The organism is Exiguobacterium sp. KKBO11, from assembly GCF_001644945.1.
Lineage (GTDB): Bacteria > Bacillota > Bacilli > Exiguobacteriales > Exiguobacteriaceae > Exiguobacterium_A > Exiguobacterium_A abrahamii.
The window spans coordinates 1-14611 of record NZ_LUCU01000001.1 but is presented as its reverse complement, the minus strand read 5'-3'; the positions used below and the strand labels follow the sequence as shown (position 1 = coordinate 14611).

14 protein-coding genes, 3 tRNA genes, 3 rRNA genes, 1 other RNA gene and 1 other annotated feature are annotated in these 14611 nt (G+C 47.2%); of the genes, 18 read left to right on the top strand and 3 right to left on the bottom strand.

Features of this window, described 5'->3' with window-relative positions; translation table 11 throughout:
- The 3 genes from AYO36_RS00105 to guaB all read left to right on the top strand — a co-directional run.
- A 23S ribosomal RNA gene (locus tag AYO36_RS00105) occupies positions 1–173 on the top strand; the annotation flags it as partial.
- A gap of 46 nt (positions 174–219) precedes the next feature.
- Positions 220–335: ribosomal RNA gene (rrf, locus tag AYO36_RS00100) — 5S ribosomal RNA — on the top strand.
- Positions 336–486: 151 nt separating this feature from the next.
- Positions 487–1953 (top strand): IMP dehydrogenase, encoded by a 1467-nt coding sequence (guaB, locus tag AYO36_RS00095; RefSeq protein WP_064299185.1) that lies wholly within the window; start codon positions 487–489, stop codon positions 1951–1953.
- A gap of 42 nt (positions 1954–1995) precedes the next feature.
- Here guaB and pdxR read toward each other — a convergent pair whose 3' ends face one another.
- A complete protein-coding gene (pdxR, locus tag AYO36_RS00090) occupies positions 1996–3399 on the bottom strand; it encodes a MocR-like pyridoxine biosynthesis transcription factor PdxR (RefSeq protein ID WP_064299184.1) in 1404 nt (467 codons plus the stop codon).
- Positions 3400–3515: 116 nt separating this feature from the next.
- On the opposite strand from pdxR, the gene pdxS reads away from it, so the two are divergent.
- The 8 genes from pdxS (at position 3516) to AYO36_RS00050 (ending at position 8911) form a co-directional block, all read left to right on the top strand.
- On the top strand, positions 3516–4403 hold the full coding sequence (pdxS, locus tag AYO36_RS00085) for a pyridoxal 5'-phosphate synthase lyase subunit PdxS (RefSeq protein ID WP_023469872.1): 888 nt from the start codon (positions 3516–3518) through the stop codon (positions 4401–4403).
- Positions 4397–4975, top strand: coding sequence for a pyridoxal 5'-phosphate synthase glutaminase subunit PdxT (pdxT, locus tag AYO36_RS00080; RefSeq protein WP_064299183.1), 579 nt, complete (start codon positions 4397–4399; stop codon positions 4973–4975). Before pdxS ends, pdxT begins: the two co-directional genes overlap by 7 nt.
- 91 nt (positions 4976–5066) lie before the next feature.
- Positions 5067–6302: a D-alanyl-D-alanine carboxypeptidase family protein gene (locus AYO36_RS00075; RefSeq protein ID WP_064299182.1), complete on the top strand. Its 1236-nt coding sequence runs from the start codon at positions 5067–5069 to the stop codon at positions 6300–6302.
- Positions 6303–6314: 12 nt separating this feature from the next.
- Positions 6315–6522: a binding site (T-box leader), on the top strand.
- A gap of 61 nt (positions 6523–6583) precedes the next feature.
- A complete protein-coding gene (gene serS, locus AYO36_RS00070) occupies positions 6584–7861 on the top strand; it encodes a serine--tRNA ligase (protein ID WP_050679050.1) in 1278 nt (425 codons plus the stop codon).
- Positions 7862–7998: 137 nt separating this feature from the next.
- Positions 7999–8089 (top strand) — tRNA-Ser (locus tag AYO36_RS00065).
- A 39-nt stretch (positions 8090–8128) separates the two neighbouring features.
- A tRNA-Ser gene (locus tag AYO36_RS00060) sits at positions 8129–8219 on the top strand.
- A 35-nt stretch (positions 8220–8254) separates the two neighbouring features.
- Positions 8255–8344, top strand: a tRNA-Ser gene (locus AYO36_RS00055).
- A gap of 102 nt (positions 8345–8446) precedes the next feature.
- Positions 8447–8911: a DinB family protein gene (locus tag AYO36_RS00050; protein ID WP_064299181.1), complete on the top strand. Its 465-nt coding sequence runs from the start codon at positions 8447–8449 to the stop codon at positions 8909–8911.
- A 71-nt stretch (positions 8912–8982) separates the two neighbouring features.
- Here AYO36_RS00050 and AYO36_RS00045 read toward each other — a convergent pair whose 3' ends face one another.
- Both AYO36_RS00045 and AYO36_RS00040 read right to left on the bottom strand, forming a co-directional pair.
- Positions 8983–9660 carry a deoxynucleoside kinase gene (locus AYO36_RS00045; RefSeq protein ID WP_029343036.1) on the bottom strand — a complete coding sequence of 226 codons (678 nt, stop codon included), beginning with the start codon at positions 9658–9660 and terminating at the stop codon, positions 8983–8985.
- The gene (locus tag AYO36_RS00040) at positions 9657–10286 is read right to left on the bottom strand and encodes a deoxynucleoside kinase (RefSeq protein WP_064299180.1); all 630 of its coding nucleotides are present in this window, start codon (positions 10284–10286) and stop codon (positions 9657–9659) included. The genes AYO36_RS00045 and AYO36_RS00040 overlap by 4 nt, the downstream gene beginning before the upstream one ends.
- Positions 10287–10394: 108 nt before the next feature.
- Here AYO36_RS00040 and tadA point away from each other — a divergent pair, with 108 nt between their 5' ends.
- From tadA to AYO36_RS00005, 7 genes are all read left to right on the top strand, one after another.
- Positions 10395–10901, top strand: a complete 507-nt coding sequence (gene tadA / locus AYO36_RS00035; RefSeq protein ID WP_064299179.1) for a tRNA adenosine(34) deaminase TadA — start codon at positions 10395–10397, stop codon at positions 10899–10901.
- A gap of 48 nt (positions 10902–10949) precedes the next feature.
- Positions 10950–11216: signal recognition particle sRNA large type (gene ffs, locus AYO36_RS00030), an RNA gene on the top strand.
- Positions 11217–11311: 95 nt separating this feature from the next.
- On the top strand, positions 11312–12997 hold the full coding sequence (gene dnaX, locus AYO36_RS00025; protein WP_064299178.1) for a DNA polymerase III subunit gamma/tau: 1686 nt from the start codon (positions 11312–11314) through the stop codon (positions 12995–12997).
- A gap of 18 nt (positions 12998–13015) precedes the next feature.
- On the top strand, positions 13016–13336 hold the full coding sequence (locus tag AYO36_RS00020) for a YbaB/EbfC family nucleoid-associated protein (protein ID WP_023469881.1): 321 nt from the start codon (positions 13016–13018) through the stop codon (positions 13334–13336).
- A gap of 18 nt (positions 13337–13354) precedes the next feature.
- The gene (recR, locus tag AYO36_RS00015; RefSeq protein ID WP_023469882.1) at positions 13355–13954 is read left to right on the top strand and encodes a recombination mediator RecR; all 600 of its coding nucleotides are present in this window, start codon (positions 13355–13357) and stop codon (positions 13952–13954) included.
- On the top strand, positions 13951–14169 hold the full coding sequence (locus tag AYO36_RS00010) for a YaaL family protein (protein WP_023469883.1): 219 nt from the start codon (positions 13951–13953) through the stop codon (positions 14167–14169). The genes recR and AYO36_RS00010 overlap by 4 nt, the downstream gene beginning before the upstream one ends.
- A gap of 333 nt (positions 14170–14502) precedes the next feature.
- Positions 14503–14611, top strand: a 16S ribosomal RNA gene (locus AYO36_RS00005); the annotation flags it as partial.

The following is a 14611-nucleotide window of genomic DNA, read 5'->3' as shown; positions in this document are numbered from 1 at the left end:
GTGCGGACGGGATAAATGCTGAAAGCATCTAAGCATGAAGCCCCCTCCAAGATGAGATTTCCCTTTGAGTAATCAAGAAAGACCCCTCAGAGACGATGAGGTAGATAGGTCACGGGTGGAAGCATGGTGACATGTGGAGCTGAGTGATACTAATCGGTCGAGGCCTTGTTCTAGCAGATGCTTGTTGATGACTTCAGTTTTGAGGGCGCGAGCCCGTCGTCTGGTGACGATAGCCAAGTGGTCACACCCGTTCCCATGCCGAACACGGAAGTTAAGCACTTGAACGCCGAAAGTAGTTGGGGGCTTCCCCCTGTGAGGATAGGACGTTGCCAGGCACTTGACCGATCTGCAGATTGCAGGTCGGTCTTTTTGTGTTATGTGAAACTTCAGACTGTTCTGATTATTGGTCGAGTCATTGACATGACACCCTCTGCTTGTTACCATAACATCAATATTCTTTTATAAAAGAGAAAGCGAGTGGATAACATGTGGGAGAACAAATTTGCTAAAGAGGGTTTGACGTTTGATGACGTCTTACTCGTACCCCGTCGTTCGAGTGTCTTGCCGCGCGACGTTGATTTATCTGTCACGCTATGTGAAGGGATCACACTTAATATTCCGTTGATCAGTGCTGGGATGGATACCGTCACAGAAGCACCGATGGCAATCGCAATGGCACGTCAAGGTGGTCTTGGTGTCATTCATAAGAATATGTCAATGGAAGAACAAGCAGAACATGTCGATCGCGTCAAACGTTCTGAAAATGGTGTCATCACGAATCCGTTCTATTTGACGCCAGAGCGTCAAGTTTACGATGCTGAGTATTTGATGAGCAAGTACCGCATCTCTGGTGTTCCAATCGTTAATAACGAAACAGAGCGTAAATTAGTAGGGATTTTGACGAACCGTGATCTTCGTTTCGTCAAGGATTACTCGACTGTCATTGAAACGGTGATGACGACAGAAGAACTCGTGACAGCAAAAGTTGGTACGTCCCTTGCTGAAGCAGAACAGATTCTCCACAAACATCGCATCGAAAAGTTACCACTCGTTGATGAGAACGGTGTATTAAAAGGGTTAATCACGACAAAGGATATCGAAAAAGTCGAACAGTATCCACATGCTGCGAAAGATCATTTCGGACGTTTACTCGTCGCAGCAGCTGTCGGCGTAACGAAAGACGCTTCGACGCGCGCGAAGTTCCTTGTCGATGCAGGTGTCGATGCACTCGTCGTCGATACGGCACACGGTCACTCAGAAGGTGTTCTTCTCAAAGTACGTGAACTTCGTGAAGAATATCCAAACTTACCAATCATTGCGGGTAACGTTGCGACGGCAGAAGCAACACGCGATTTGATTGAAGCCGGTGCATCTGTCATCAAAGTTGGTATCGGACCTGGTTCGATCTGTACGACACGTGTTGTCGCAGGCGTCGGTGTACCACAAATCACAGCCGTCTTCGATTGTGCGACAGAAGCACGGAAACATGGTGTCTCAATCATCGCTGACGGTGGCATCAAGTATTCTGGAGATATCGTAAAAGCACTTGCTGCTGGCGGTCATGCTGTCATGCTCGGAAGCTTACTTGCAGGAGTAGAAGAGAGCCCAGGTGAGATGGAAATCTACCAAGGACGTCAATTCAAAACGTACCGTGGTATGGGTTCTGAAGCATCGATGAAACGCGGTAGCCAAGATCGTTACTTCCAAGAAGCAGACAAGAAGTTCGTTCCAGAAGGAATCGAAGGACGTGTCGCTTACCGTGGTAAACTCGGCGATTCGGTGTACCAACTCGTTGGTGGTATTCGTTCAGGTATGGGATACTGTGGCGCTGCAACGTTAGAAGAATTGCGTGAAGAGACACAGTTCATCCGTATGACGGGCGCTGGTTTGCAAGAGAGCCACCCGCACGATATTCAAATTACAAAAGAAGCATCGAACTATACACGTCAATAAACAAAAGCCTCGTCTTTCTCTAGTAGAAAGGCGAGGCTTTTTTCATGATGATTTATGCAAATCCCACGCGTCCATCAACAATCGTAATCCTTCTATCAACTCTTGCTCAGAGAGACTCGCAAATCCAAGGACGATTTGAGGCGTATCGGAGAGAAGCGGTAACTGGGCGTATTGAGAAAGACCATATACTTGGATGCCTTGCTGTTGTGCCCGCCTTACTAGCTCCTGCTCCGTCATCCCGTTCGCTACGGAAACAACGACATGGAGCCCCGCACTTTCGCCGGTCAATCGTAAGGCAGGAATCCGGCGAAGTGATTGGATTAAGACGTCGAGCTTGCGACGATAGACTTTACGCATCCGATTGAGATGTCGTTCAAAGTCGCCCTCTTTCATGAAGCGCGTCAAGATCGTTTGATCGAAGCGCGAGACACTACAGGTATAGTGTGATAGTTCTGTTTGATACCGTGCGCGTAAGACTTCGGGTAAGACCATATAACCAATCCGTAGGGAAGGCATGAGTGATTTTGAGAAAGTACTCATGTAAATGACACGATTGCTGTCCATGTTGTGCAAAGACGGAATCGATTTACCGCTGTAGCGGAATTCGCTATCGTAGTCGTCTTCGATGATAAAACGGGTCGGATCCATCGCCGCCCAGTTTAACAACTGATGTCTTCGGTTGACGGATAAGATGCTACCGGACGGAAATTGATGTGCCGGTGTGACATACATGACATCGACGTTTGATTCCTGTAATTGATCGATCCGTAATCCATTCGCATCAACACGAATCGGTTCAATCATGCGTTCATGATTTTCAAGTAATAGGCGTGTCGTATGATAACCGGGATCCTCGATACCGTACGTGACGTCGCGTCCCAGTAAGAAGAGGACGAGCGGCAACAATTGCTCGACACCTGAACCGACGACGATTTGTTCAGGAGAACAGACGACACCACGAGAATGATAGAGATAGGTCGCAATCTCTTCGCGTAACGCTAGATCGCCTTGTGGATGACCGAGTGAGACAAGTGGGTGGTGATCGGTATCGATGATATCTTTGGCATACTTTCGCCAACGGACGAACGGGAAAGAGATCCCTTCAATCTTACTTGGATGAAAATCATACGTGATGATCGGTTTTTCTTTAGTCACACGTGGTTCGATGACGGGTGAAGTTTTGACGTAAGCGAGTTCCTCATAGGCAAGAACGAAGTAGCCTTTACGTGAGATGGATTCGACATATCCTTCTGCGACGAGTTGTTGGTAAGCAAGCTCAATCGTCGTTTGACTTAAGTTCAAAAATTGACCGAGTTTTCGTTTGGATGGTAATTTCGTGCCGTATGCTAAACGACCGGCAATGATTTCATTTCGGATCTGTTGATAAAGCTGTTCATAAAGTGGTTTTTCCTGGTTGCGCGTGAGTTGAAATGATAGCATGTCCATCTCGTCTGACTCCTTCTTTGTAAACTGACCTGTTGGAATTATCATAAACTGATACTTTTAAAAGTGTCAACATTCCGTATACTAAAGGAGTGAAAGTCAACCAAGGGGGAATGGATATGGAACGTCAACAAGGAACGGATCGTGTCAAACGTGGAATGGCTGAAATGCAAAAGGGTGGCGTCATCATGGATGTCGTCAATGCGGAACAAGCGAAGATTGCGGAAGCAGCAGGTGCTGTTGCAGTCATGGCACTTGAACGTGTTCCGTCTGATATTCGTCGTGACGGAGGCGTCGCACGAATGGCAGATCCGTTGATTACGGAAGAAGTACTCGGAGCGGTCTCAATTCCCGTCATGGCAAAATGCCGGATTGGTCATATCGTCGAAGCACGTGTTCTCGAATCGATGGGGGTCGATTTCATTGATGAGAGTGAGGTCCTGACTCCGGCAGATGAACAATATCATTTACTGAAGTCAGAGTTCACTGTGCCGTTCGTCTGTGGCGCACGTGATCTTGGGGAAGCCGCTCGTCGCATCGCAGAAGGAGCAGCAATGATTCGGACGAAAGGCGAGCCTGGGACTGGGAACGTCGTCGAAGCTGTTCGCCATATGCGACAAATTCAAGCACAATTGAATCAGATTTTACATGTCAGTCCAGATGAGTTGATGACATTTGCGAAAGAATGGGGTGCTCCGTACGAAGTATTACGTGATATTCGGACACAGGGACGTCTACCGGTCGTCAACTTTGCAGCCGGTGGAGTCGCGACACCAGCTGATGCCGCACTCATGATGCACCTAGGGGCAGATGGTGTCTTCGTCGGATCGGGGATCTTTAAATCAGAACACCCAGAACGTGTCGCTCGAGCGATTGTCGAAGCCGTTACGTACAAAGATGATTTTGAACGGATCGCGTCTTTATCCAAAGGACTCGGAACAGCAATGAAAGGAATCGATGTCACATCGATGCCGTTTGAGGAACGGATGGCGACACGCGGATGGTAATCGGTATTCTTGATGTTCAAGGAGCGGTCCGTGAACATCGACAGCAGCTTGAAGGTCTTGGTGTCGATGTCGTTCTCGTCAAACAAGTGAGCGATCTCGATGGACTCGATGGACTTGTCTTACCAGGAGGCGAATCGACCGCGATGCGTCGATTGATCGAACGCTATGAATTACTGGAACCGCTTCGGGAAAAAGCGACGACATTACCGATGTTCGGAACATGTGCCGGAATGATTTTACTCGCAACCGCTGTCGAAGCAGGTCAGAGTCATCTCAACGCGATTTCGATGACGGTCCGTCGAAATGCCTTCGGTCGACAAATCGATTCATTCGAAGGATTGCTACCGGTTGAAGGGATTGAAGAGCCAATCGAGGCAGTATTCATTCGAGCGCCATTGATTCTGTCTGTCGGGGAAGGAACACGAGTGATTGCGAAAGTCGAAGACCAGATCGTTGCCGTCGAGACATCATTACACCTCGCGTGTTCGTTTCACCCTGAATTGACAGAGGACGATCGTTTGCACCGCTATTTTTTACAAAAAATCAAACAGCGGCAGTCCGTCCGTTCATAAAGCGTGGAAGCATCTGACAGGTTCTACTGTCAGGTGCTTCTTTTGTGCTACACTATTCGTAAAACGAATGATTGAGTGAAGGAGAGACACGATGAAACGAATTTTACTACTCTGTTTAAGTGTGCTCCTAGTCGTAGGATTTCCTACAGCGGGACAAGCAGCACCTTCGATTCAAGCAGAGTCTTACATAATGGCCGATGCGGTCACAGGGAAAATCCTCCTTCAATCGGAAGCGGATGTTTCGTTGCCTCCTGCTTCGATGACGAAGCTGATGACGCTCTACCTCGTCAGACGACAAATCGAATTGAAAAAACTGACGTGGGATCAAAAAATCACGCCGAGTGCAAAAGTGTTAAAGCTTGCGAATACGTCCGGAATCGCGCGTGTTCCAGTTAAAGCCAAAACATACACGGTTCGCGAGATGTATAATGCGGCGTTCATCAAATCGGCTAATGATGCAGCGGTCATGCTAGCCGAAACTGTCGCCGGTTCAGAAGCGACGTTCGTTGAAAAGATGAATGAGACAGCAAAACAGTTCGGGATGAACGACACGGAGTATGCGAATGCATCTGGTCTAGATGCTGTCGATGCAACCCTTCCAGGAACGAATTTGATGACAGCGACCGATATCGCATTACTCGTCATTCGCTATATCAAGGATTACCCGGATGTACTAGATGTGACGAATAAAACACAGATGAAACTTGATGGAGAGGTCTTAAATAACTCGAATAAGATGCTGGCGAAGGAAAAATTCGCATATGCCGGCATGCGGGGGATGAAGACAGGAACGACCGATTTAGCCGGTTACTGCTTCGCTAGTGTGACGACGCGGGATAATATGACGCTTGTCACGGTCGTCATGCGAACGGATTCCGATCAAGCCCGTTTCAAGGAAACGAAAAAATTACTCGACTATGGTTTTGCGACGTTCGAGCCGTTGACGTATTACGGAAAAGGCGAACGGATCAAAGACGTTCTTCCGATTAAAGGGGCAACCGTCCGAAAGCTAGACGTCGTCACGGACGGTTCGTTATATGTCACGGTCTTAAAACAAGCGAAGACGCGGGAACCACGGTTCGACTTCTCAAAAACAACGGCTCCTGTGACGAAACAAGAAGTCGTCGGTGCGGTGCAGGTCGCGGACGATGGGATCTATCTACCAGGATTTGAGACACCCCGCGTGAATTTGTATAGCGCAACTGCTGTTCCACTTGCGAGTGTTCCGACACGCCTCGTCCGCGCTTGGACAGCGTGGTCGAAGCAAATTGAACAAGCGATTCAACAATCGACTCTTGTCAACTTCCAAGGCGATGGTGTAAAGTAAGACTAATCTCATAAAGATGCTATGAACGGACCAAGTAGATGTATCGATACTGTTAAGAGAGCTAGTGGGTGGTGTGAACTAGTCAGATCGATGGATTGAATCGAGCCGGATCGCACACCTTGCGAACAAGGTGCGGGTACGCCCGTTATCGCGTCTTAAGTTGGCTAGATGTGTCTAGCAATGAGGGTGGCAACGCGGATCCAGGTGATTCGTCCCTTTTCGGTAGAAATACCGGAAAGAGACGAGTCGCCTTTTTTTATGACATAAAGGAGGAATTACAGATGATTGATATTAAACGATTACGCCAAGATTTTGACGCCATTCAAGAAAAGTTAGCGCACCGAGGAGAGGACTTGACGGACATGAACCGTTTCCTCGCACTTGATGAGAAACGCCGAGAACTGATTGCGCGGACAGAAGTGTTGAAAGCAGAACGAAATGAAGCAACGAAAAAAATCGCTGAACTCAAGCGCAATAAGGAAAACGCGGACGAAGCGATCGCTGCGATGCGTAGTGTCGGAGATGAGATCAAGACGCTTGACGACGAGTTACGTGATGTCGAAGCGACATTGAACCAACTGCTCCTCGGTATTCCAAACATTCCACATGACAGCGTACCGGTCGGTTCTTCTGAAGACGATAACGTCGTCTTACGTGAAGTCGGTGACAAACCAGCGTTTGACTTCGAAGCGGTCCCACACTGGGATTTGATGGAGCAATTAAAAATCGTCGATGTCGAACGTGCTGGAAAAGTAACAGGCAGCCGTTTCGTCTTTTACCGCGGAGCGGGGGCACGTCTTGAGCGGGCATTGATTAACTTCATGATGGATCTTCATCAAGATCAGCATGGCTACACAGAAATCTTGCCACCACTCATGGTCAACCGTGACTCTATGACAGGAACAGGACAATTGCCGAAGTTCGAAGAGGATGCCTTTAAGATTGAAGAGACGAACTACTTCCTCGTACCGACAGCAGAAGTTCCGGTGACGAACATGCACCGTGAAGAAATCCTAACAGCAGATCAGTTACCGATCGGCTATGCGGCGTACAGCCAATGTTTCCGTTCAGAAGCAGGTTCTGCGGGACGCGATACACGCGGTTTGATCCGTCAGCACCAATTCAATAAAGTTGAACTCGTTCGTTTCGTCAAACCAGAAGAATCTTACGAGCAGCTCGAATTGTTAACGGGACAAGCAGAGACGGTCTTGAAAAAGCTGAAACTGCCGTATCAAGTATTGAGCATGTGTACAGCTGATCTTGGATTCACGGCTGCGAAGAAATACGACATCGAAGTCTGGATGCCAAGCCAAGGCGTCTACCGTGAAATCTCTTCTTGTTCAAACTTTGAAGATTTCCAAGCACGCCGGGCACAGATTCGTTTCCGCCGCGAAGCGAACGCAAAACCAGAATTCGTTCACACGTTAAACGGTTCTGCCCTTGCAGTCGGTCGGACAGTTGCTGCAATCTTAGAGAACTACCAGCAAGCGGATGGATCAGTTGTTATTCCAGAAGTGCTTCGTCCATACATGGGTGGTCTTGAAGTGATCCAAGCTTAAGTCAGAAGGGGGAGTAATCCCCCTTTCTGTATTTTAAAAAGTTTTTTTAGAAAAGGTCTTTACACGTTAAAAGGCAGATGCTATCATAATTAATGTCAGGAAAACAGACAGGTCATCATTGATCTGGTAAGAAGTACGGAGGCGTACTCAAGTGGTTTAAGAGAACGGTCTTGAAAACCGTCAGGCGGCGAAAGCCGTGCGTGGGTTCGAATCCCACCGCCTCCTCCATTTTTATTTTTTGACAACGACATGCACGTTTTATAGCTTGGAGGCGTACTCAAGTGGTTTAAGAGAACGGTCTTGAAAACCGTCAGGCGGCGAAAGCCGTGCGTGGGTTCGAATCCCACCGCCTCCTCCACTTCTTTTTTTTTACCCAAAAATAAATATAATCATGGAGTCGTACCCAAGTCCGGCTGAAGGGGACGGACTCGAAATCCGTTAGGGGTCGCAAGGCTCGCGTGGGTTCGAATCCCACCGACTCCGCTTTTTATGAAGCATCTCAATTCTGAGGTGCTTTTTTGTTGCATCGATTTCTTCGTGCGTGCTATGGTTGCCTACGTGAAAAACGAAGAAGAGGTGGACGAAATGAACGAACAAACAAAAGAATCGTTGCTTTCGCATTATGCGATGACGATGACATATGTAAAAGACTTAGAACAGATTTCAGAAGAGGCATGGCGAACATCGTATGCAGAAGGTAAATGGACGATTGCTGAAATCATCGGTCACTTATCACCATGGGATCGCTTCATGGTCGCAGAGCGCATCCCGTACTTGCTCGCGGGTGAACCATTCCGTGTCGCACCAGATAGCCAAGCCGTCAATGAAGAAGCGGCGAAGATGAGCCGTGAGCAGCAACGGATCTTGACGATCGATGAGTTTTTAGTCAGCCGTGACTTGTTGCGCCGTGCAGTCGAATTGATTCCGGAAGAACGCCTGCAGGACAAGGTCGTCGTTAAAGACAAAGAACTGACGATCGGTCAGTTCCTCGGAGCAATGGCTCAACATGATCTACACCATATGGAACAAATCAATCAAGTAATTGGTTAATGCGAGGGAGATGCGACACGCGTCTCCTTTTTTGCGCAAAAAAGATCCGCCTAAGAGGCAGATCTGATCAGTTAGCGTGTATTTGCAATACGAGCAACTTCAAGCTGCTTTTCAATCTTCGCGAGAATCCGGTCGATGGATTCTGGCTCGTTCAGTAAGTCGTATTCGTCGATCGACAAGCGGAGTACCGGGCAGATCGTGAAGTTATTGATCCAGTTCGTATAGCGCTCGTACATCTCTTCCCAATATTCGATTGGTGTCTGTTGCTCCATCTCACGTCCGCGAAGACGAATTCGTTCTAGTACTTGTTCGAACGAACCTTCAAGATAGATCAAAAGATCCGGGTGCGGGAAGAATGGTGTCATGACCATTGCGTCAAACAAACTTGAATATGTCTCGTAATCCGTTGGAGACATCGTTCCTTTTTCAAAATGCATCTTAGCAAAGATTCCTGTGTCTTCATAGATCGAACGATCTTGGATGAAACCACCACCGTATTGGAAAATCCGCTTTTGCTCCTTGAAGCGTTCAGCGAGGAAATAGATTTGGAGGTGGAAGCTCCAACGTTCGAAATCATGATAGAATTTATCCAAGTAAGGGTTCGTATCGACTTTTTCGAGTGACGTCCGGAAACCAAGGGCATCTGCTAATCCGTTTGTGATCGTTGATTTACCGATCCCGACCATACCGCCGATCGTAATGACGGCATCTGCCGGGATGTTGTATTGTTCGCGTAGCTTCAAGTTCATGCGTGGTTCGCTCCTTCATATAATTCGTTCCGGATCGTCGTCAAGACGTACTCGAGATCTTCCGGCCGCTTGACGAAGTCGAGTGCATCCCCGTCGAAACGGATGATTTTGACTTCCGGATGTTTGGCTTGGTATTCCGTGACGAATGTCTCGTAATCCTCGGCTAATTGTTCGAGATAGGCACGTGACATGTTTTCTTCGATTTCTCGTCCGCGCAGCGCAACACGTTTCATCAAGGTGTCGATGCTTGCGTTCAAGTAGATGACAGCATTCGGTTTCGGCATGTCTGTCGTCAGGATCGAATAGATTTGTTCGTACTTCTCAAGATGCTCTACCTTCAGAGAGCGGTGTGCAAAAATCAAGTTCTTAAAGATATGGTAATCAGCAACGACAGAGCGTTGTTTACTGAGGTAATGACGTTCGATATCATCGAGTTGTTTGAAGCGATTGCACAAGAAGAACATTTCCGTCTGGAAGCTCCATTCTTCGATATCTTCATAGAACTTTCCAAGAAAGGGATTTTCTTCGACGATTTCGCGTAACATAGAAAAAGAGAAATGGTGACTGATGGCGTTCGCAAGTGATGTTTTGCCTACACCAATCGGTCCTTCAACCGTTATGAACATATACAATGACCCTCCGTTCAGCAAAGTGCAATTTATATTTTAGCACAAAGAAGTACGACTTGCTGAAGTTTCAAAAGGAGAATTTTTTTAGAGTGAGGAGTATCATCGATGGAACGACAGGAACACTATATGCGCCTTGCGATCGAAGAGGCGAAAAAGGCAGAAGCGATCGGTGAAGTTCCGATCGGATGTGTCATCGTCAAAGACGATGAAGTCATCGCGACGGGCTACAATCACCGGGAAACGGATCAACAAGCGACGGCACATGCCGAGTTGATCGCGATTGAGGAAGCGTGCCGAAAACTCGGTAATTGGCGACTGGAAGGATGCGAGTTATACGTGACACTCGAACCGTGTCCGATGTGTGCAGGGGCCATCATGCTGTCACGAATCGAACATGTCATCTTTGGTGCCGTTGATCCGAAAGGTGGATGTTGTGGAACACTGATGAACCTGGTGCAAGACGATCGGTTCAATCATATCTCAGAGCTGACGAGCGGTATATTAGAAAAAGAGTGTGGGGAGATGCTAACGACGTTCTTTCGGGAACTACGTGCGAAAAAGAAAGCACGAAAGCGGACAATGGGTTGCATCACACCAGATGAAACAGTATAATGAAAAAGCACTGAAACAAGGTGCCACTAAAAATCGATAAACCATTTGCCGTGCTAGGTGGGGATGTAGCGGTTCCCTGTCACTCGCAATCCGCTATAGCGAGACTGAATTCCATGTCGAGGGATATGATTGGTGTGGTCTGCCTCACGTAAGTAGCGTTGACGTTTGAGTCCTACGCAACAGATACCCATGAACCAGGTCAGGTCCGGAAGGAAGCAGCCTTAAGTGGTGCTCTCTGTGTGTTGTAGGGGTGCTTGGACTGAGCAGGCTGCGTGAGTAACGCATGTTGAACATATTTCAGAATATGGTGCGCGGCAGTTTAATTTTTAAAGACAAGTCTACAGCCGGTTTCGGTTGTAGACTTTTTTAGGTAAAATAGAATGAGGAACTTAAAAAGAGGAGGCGCAAACTTGGCCTATCAAGCACTATACCGCGTGTACCGTCCGCAACGATTCGACGAAGTCGTTGGACAAGCGCATATCACCCGTACGATCCAAAATGCATTGATGGAGGGACGGATGTCCCACGCCTATCTATTTTCGGGTCCTCGTGGAACAGGAAAGACGAGTCTTGCCAAAATCATCGCTAAAGCGATCAACTGTGAGCATGCTCCGGTCAAAGAACCGTGTAATACGTGCCCGACGTGTCTTGCGATTACAGAAGGATCAAGTCCAGACGTCTTCGAAATCGATGCGGCTTCCAATAACGGCGTAGATGAGATTCGGGAAATCCGGGATAAAGTCAAATATCCCCCTTCAGAAGCAGCCTATAAAGTCTATATCATTGATGAAGTGCATATGTTGTCGACAGGTGCCTTTAATGCCTTGCTCAAAACACTAGAAGAACCGCCGGCGCACGCCATCTTCATCTTAGCAACGACTGAACCACATAAAATCCCGGCAACGATCATCTCGCGTTGCCAACGTTTCGATGTGAAGCGGCATGAAGTCGATCAACTCGTAGAGCGGATGCAATATATCTTAAACGATCAATCGATCGAGTATTCGGATACAGCATTACGATTGATCGCTCGAGCGGCAGATGGTGGTATGCGTGATGCGCTGAGTCTACTCGACCAAGCGGTTGCTTTTTCGAACGGTGATCTAAACGATGCAGCTGTTCTTGAAGTGACAGGGGCAGTAGAAGATGAAGCGTTATTGAATATTGCCCGTGCCTTACATGAACATCAAGTCGATCAGTTGTTACAGACGCTTGAAACGATGCAACGAGCGGGGAAAGATCTAAAACGTTTCGTGGAGGATCTCGTCTTCTTTTACCGAGACACGTTGTTGTTGAAAGCCTCGCCTACAGCCGTCGATTTGCTAGAGCGTGCGCGCCCGACGGATGAGTTCAAACAATTCGTTGAATCGATTGAAGCGGAGACGTGCTTTACGATCATTGATCAGTTACATGACTGCCAACAACAGATGCGGTTGACGAATCATCCGCGAGTCCTCGTTGAGATTGCCTTCATTCAAATCGCGGAACAAGGGAGAACGACGGGACAGATCGTCCAATCGTTGCAACAGGAAGTCCGCGAAATGAAAGAACAGATGCACCAGTGGAAGTCAAATGGTGTTCCAGCACAAGAAGCGGCTGCACCACAAGCGCAACCGAAGCGGAAACAAGGACGACCAACCGTTCGGATCGCCAAAGAGCGGATTCGCCAAATGTTAGAGCGAGCAGAGAAAGCGCAATTGCGCGAGATTCAAGAACGCTGGGATCACATCTTAAAATGGATTTTAAAAGAAGATGGCCCCATCTACTCGTTACTCCATGAAAGTAAACCGGTTCTTTGTTCAGCGGATACGTTGCTGATTGAATTCGATGACGGTAAAGGATGGCACTTTGAGCAGGTCATGACGAATGAACGAACACGTTTCGTGATTGAAGAAGCACTATACGAAGTATGCGGAGTCAAACGCGAAATTTTAGCGATTCTCTCAAAGGATTGGCATGAACTGAAGGCAGAGTTTGTTGCTAAGCGAAATAGTAGTAGTATAGAAGAGAAGGAAACAAAACAAGAATCGGAGAGCGATCAGTTATTGTCCGAGACGCTTGGTCGTTTTGGTGATATCGTAGAGTTCGAAGATTAAATTCGAGGAGGAATACAGATGCGCGGAATGGGAAACATGAACAATATGATGAAACAGATGCAGAAGATGCAAAAGGATATGGCGAAAGCACAAGAAGAATTGAAAGATTTGACAGTGACAGGTACAGCAGGCGGCGAAATGGTCTCAGTCGTCGCAGATGGTCATAAAAATATCGTAGATGTCATCATTAAGGAAGAAGTCGTCGATCCAGATGACGTTGAAATGATTCAAGATCTCGTCTTGGCTGCAACGAACGATGCTTTGAAGAAGGTCGATGAACTCGTGGCAAGTAAAATGGGGAAATTCACACAAGGTATGAATCTGCCGGGAATGTTTTAATTCGTAGGAGGAAACCACTTGCAATATCCTGAAGCGATTAGTCGTTTGATCGAAAGTTTTACGAAACTACCTGGGATTGGTCCGAAGACAGCAGTTCGTCTAGCGTTTCATGTTCTTGATATGGAAGAGGACGATGTCTTGATGTTCGGAAAGGCATTGGTCAGTGCGAAGCGCGACATTGCCTACTGTAGTGTCTGCGGGAATATCACGGATCAAGATCCTTGTTATGTATGTACAGATAAACACCGAAACCGTACGATCGTCTGTGTCGTCCAAGATTCAAGGGATGTCATTGCAATGGAAAAGATGCGAGATTACCAAGGGTTGTATCATGTCTTGCATGGAGCGATCAGTCCAATGGAAGGAATCGGTCCAGAGGATATCAATGTATCTAGCCTACTGACACGTCTTCAAGCGGACGAAGCGATTACGGAAGTCATCTTAGCAACCAATCCGAATATCGAAGGAGAAGCGACAGCGATGTATCTATCGCGTCTCTTAAAACCGACGGGTATTCGGATCACTCGAATTGCCCATGGTCTTCCGGTTGGTGGAGATCTTGAATACGCAGATGAAGTGACGTTATCTCGTGCAATGGAGGGACGTCGCGAACTATGAGTTGGTTTCGAAAGAAGATTCGCAGTGAGTACGACCAGCGTTTGTTAGAAGAATTAGCAAAAGCAAAAGAAGATTATTTGATGAAGCGTCATCTCTTAGAAATCAGCTATGATGACTATGGTGATTTAGAAGCACAAATGAAGTTAGCGGAATCACTGTATTTCTTCTATATAAGCGAAGCAAAAAGAAGACGCGTCTCATTGATGATGAAGTAAACCGCAGCCATTCTTGTCTGCGGTTTTTACATGCTCTAAAAAAACTATAAGTTATTTTAATAAAGTAGTTGCACACGTCTAATTATCGTGATATATTAATTCATGTCCTTAAGAGGACGAGCGCTTACGGCAAACAAGTAAAAAACAATTTCAAAAAAGTTGTTGACTTCTTGTTTCAGACTTGGTATTCTAATTGAGTCGCCAAAACAGGCGCGGACGAACTTTGAAAACTGAACGATGAGGCAAAAATCGTATTCTACGGAATACAAAAACGAATGAAGCGCAAGCTTCGTCAATCGTGACTTCGGTCACAACAACGAGCAAGTCAAACACTTCATGGAGAGTTTGATCCTGGCTCAGGACGAACGCTGGCGGCGTGCCTAATACATGCAAGTCGAGCGCAGGAAACTGACGGAACTCTTCGGAGGGAAGGCAGTGGAAT